The sequence below is a fragment of the Streptomyces sp. NPDC001002 genome (genome assembly GCF_053599215.1).
On record NZ_JBSFLV010000297.1, the window covers coordinates 1 to 3,071 of the forward strand.

General features: G+C 71.3%; 5 protein-coding genes. 4 read left to right on the forward strand and 1 reads right to left on the reverse strand.

All coding sequences use genetic code 11. From position 1 onward, the window contains the following. Positions 1 to 76 precede the first annotated feature (76 nt). On the forward strand, positions 77 to 706 hold the full coding sequence (coaE, locus tag ACWDR3_RS47575) for a dephospho-CoA kinase (protein WP_450358920.1): 630 nt from the start codon (positions 77 to 79) through the stop codon (positions 704 to 706). A gap of 50 nt (positions 707 to 756) precedes the next feature. Continuing rightward, positions 757 to 1,137, forward strand: a complete 381-nt coding sequence (locus tag ACWDR3_RS47580) for a tetratricopeptide repeat protein (protein WP_450358921.1) — start codon at positions 757 to 759, stop codon at positions 1,135 to 1,137. Between the two features lie 22 nt (positions 1,138 to 1,159). On the opposite strand, the gene ACWDR3_RS47585 is transcribed toward ACWDR3_RS47580, so the two are convergent. Then, positions 1,160 to 1,426, reverse strand: coding sequence for a DUF6343 family protein (locus ACWDR3_RS47585; RefSeq protein ID WP_450358922.1), 267 nt, complete (start codon positions 1,424 to 1,426; stop codon positions 1,160 to 1,162). A gap of 125 nt (positions 1,427 to 1,551) precedes the next feature. Here ACWDR3_RS47585 and ACWDR3_RS47590 point away from each other — a divergent pair, with 125 nt between their 5' ends. Beyond that, the gene (locus ACWDR3_RS47590; RefSeq protein ID WP_450358923.1) at positions 1,552 to 2,451 is read left to right on the forward strand and encodes an acyltransferase domain-containing protein; all 900 of its coding nucleotides are present in this window, start codon (positions 1,552 to 1,554) and stop codon (positions 2,449 to 2,451) included. Positions 2,452 to 2,570: 119 nt separating this feature from the next. Then, positions 2,571 to 3,026 (forward strand): DoxX family protein, encoded by a 456-nt coding sequence (locus tag ACWDR3_RS47595; protein WP_450358924.1) that lies wholly within the window; start codon positions 2,571 to 2,573, stop codon positions 3,024 to 3,026. The last annotated feature ends 45 nt before the right edge of the window (positions 3,027 to 3,071 follow it).

Sequence of the window (3,071 nt, forward strand, 5' to 3'; positions counted from 1 at the left end):
GCCCAGGCATCGCCTCTGTCGGTGCCGGGGCCTGGGCCGCCTGCATGATCCGCGGACAGGCCCTAAGCTGCCGCTCATGCTGACGGTGGGCCTGACCGGTGGTATCGGTGCCGGCAAGAGTGAGGTGTCACGGCTGCTCGTCGCGTGCGGGGCCGTGCTGATCGACGCGGACCGCATCGCGCGCGAGGTCGTGGCGCCGGGTACGCCCGGTCTCGCGGCCGTCGTGGACGCCTTCGGCGCGGACGTGCTCGCCGCCGACGGCAGTCTGGACCGGCCCAAGCTGGGCTCGATCGTCTTCGCCGATCCGGCCAGGCTCGCCGTCCTCAACTCGATCGTGCATCCCCTGGTCGGCGCCCGCTCCCATGAACTCGAAGCGGCCGCCGCCGACGACGCGGTCGTCGTGCACGACGTGCCCCTTCTCGCCGAGAACAGCCTCGCCCCGCGCTACGACGTCGTGATCGTCGTCGACGCCAGTCCCGAGACCCAGCTCGACCGGCTCGTGCGGCTGCGCGGCATGACCGAGGAGGACGCACGCGCGCGTATGGCCGCGCAGGCGACGCGGGAGCAGCGCCGGGCGATCGCGGACGTCGTCATCGACAACGACGTACCGCTGGCGGACCTGGAGCGCCGGGTGAAGGACGTGTGGGCGGAACTGACGCGTGGGGCGCACGGGACGGGCGGGGCGGCGCGGGCGTCGGAGGAATAGCGGCCCGCTGTCGGGGCGTTGAACTGCTTGAGACAGGGAAGGACTTTGCCGTGCCCGAGATCAGCGGTTCGACCGGACGTACTCCGGAGACGCATGTCATCGACTTCCGTGCGGCCGAGCAACTGCTCAACGCACGGGACCCGCGGGGCGCGGTGAAGCTGCTCGACGGAGTGATCGCCGCACACCCCGAGAACACCGCCGCCCGGCTGCTGCGCGCGCGTGCCTTCTTCGCCGCCGCGCAACTGCGGCCCGCCGAGCTGGAGTTCACGATCGTCCTGGAGCGCGAGCCGGACAACGCGTACGCGCATTTCGCGCTCGCCCGCACCTACGAGCGCCGGGGCCTGCCCGAGCAGGCCAAGCGGCACTTCCGGCTGGCCGCCGCGCTGGACCCCAACCCGCAGTACCTGCGGCACGCCGACTTCGAGTCCTGAGTCTTCCGAGGGCCCTGGCGCGCTAGCGCCTGCGGCTCTCCGGTGGCCGGTACGGGGGGATGTCCTTGCCCGGCTGATAGTGCGGGCCCTGTCTGATGTGCCGCAGGACGAACGCCAGGTCGACGGTGATCACCAGCCACAGCACCCCGCAGGCCAGGGCCCAGCCGGGGCGCCCGGCGAGGGCGAAGGCGACCGTGCCGAACACCGCCCAGACCAGCCCCCACACGGTCAGCCAGAAGCGGGCCCGCAGGGCACTGCGCGCGGTCGTCGGTTCACTGCCGGTACGCATCGCTGATCACCGTTCCTCTCTGCAACGTACTCTTCGGTGCGGAGGTCCACCACAAGGGGTTCATACGGGTCTGTACGGGGCCATGAGGGTCTGTACGGGTCCATGACGTGCAGGGGGTTCATCACGTGCTTCCGGTAGCCGAGGAACTGGCCGAGACGCTCTTCGACCTGGCGGTACCCCACGAGGACATCAACGAACTCGTCCAGATCGGCCGGCGGGTGACCGAGGACCCGGAACTGCTGCGGTTCCTGGAGGCGTCGGTCGACGAACTGGTCCGGGGGATGGGGGAGATCGGCACCGCGGTCGACCTGCCCGAGCTCGACTGGCCGTCGGGCGATCTGCAGCGCTCCTTCCCCGTGTTCGTGTTCGTGGCCGCGCTGCCGTACACGCGGGCCTATCACCGCGCCCGGGGCGTGCCGGACGAGGTGTCCCGCCGCACCCTCGCCGACCTCGGGCGGAACATGGTGGTGCACCGCAGGCGGTACGGGAAGCTGGGCGTGCAGGCCCCCTGGTGGCTGACCCACCACTTCCGGGGCGAGCTGTACCAGCTGGGCCGGCTGCAGTTCGAGCGGGCCAGGCTCGGGGAGCGTACGGCGCGGTCGGTCACGGCGGCGGGGCTGGACGCGACCGCCGGCACGGCCTGTCTCAACCTCCACATCCCCGACTTCTTCGGCCCGCTGTCACCGGCCGCCTGCGACCGCTCGCTGACGCTGGCCCGGGAGTTCTTCGCGCGGCACTATCCCGAGGAGAAGTTCCGGGCCGGGCTCTGCCATTCCTGGCTGCTGGACCCGCAGTTGAGGGACTACCTGCCCGAGTACTCCAACATCGTCCGCTTCCAGGAACGCTTCCGGCTCGCCCGCGCGGACGCCGAGCCGTCCGACTCCGAACCGGTCCAGTTCGTTTTCGGGGACCCGGAGTTGGCGGTCGAGAACCTGCCCCGACGGACGGCCGTGGAGCGGGCTGTCGGGGACCATCTGCGGGCGGGCGGCCACTGGTACATCGGGCACGGGTGGTTCCCGCTCTAGCGCGGCGACGGTTCGGTTCTTCCGGTCCGACAACGGCCCTCGATCCGCGATGAGTTACGGGGCGCGGCCCGGTCTACCTCTGTGAAAGCGACACGCACCGCTCATCACAGGAGACCGAGATGTCCCAGACCACCGCCCCCGTCACCGCCGCCGCCCGCCGTCCCGTCATCGCCGAGTCCGAGACCACGCGCGGCCGCCGCGCCCGCATCGCCCTGCGCACCCTGCAGGTGGTGCTCGCCCTCTTCTACGCCGTCGCCAGCGCCCTGCCGAAGCTGATCGCGCACCCCTCGGCCGCCGACTCCTTCGACAAGATCGGCTGGGGCAGCACGGGCATGTACGTCATCGGCGCACTCGAACTGGCCGGTGCCGTCGCCCTGTTGATCCCGCTGCTGCAATCGGTGGCCGCCGTCGCGCTGAGCGGCCTGATGGTCGGCGCGTTCATCGTCCAGCTGACGGTCTTCGACGGCGAGAACGCGGCGACCCCGCTCATCCTGATCGTCCCCCTGGCCCTCATCGCCTGGGCCCGGCGCCGGCACACCACGGATCTGCTCCGCCGGGTGGGGCTGCGCGCGTGACCCGACGAAGACGGTGGCGTCCGGCGGGCCGAGCTTTCTCGGCCC

Coding starts and splice junctions, on each gene's coding strand:
- coaE (WP_450358920.1), top strand. CDS start 77: ATGCTGACGGTGGGCCTGACCGGTGGTATCGGTGCCGGCAAGAGTGAG.
- ACWDR3_RS47585 (WP_450358922.1), bottom strand. CDS start 1,426: ATGCGTACCGGCAGTGAACCGACGACCGCGCGCAGTGCCCTGCGGGCC.
- ACWDR3_RS47595 (WP_450358924.1), top strand. CDS start 2,571: ATGTCCCAGACCACCGCCCCCGTCACCGCCGCCGCCCGCCGTCCCGTC.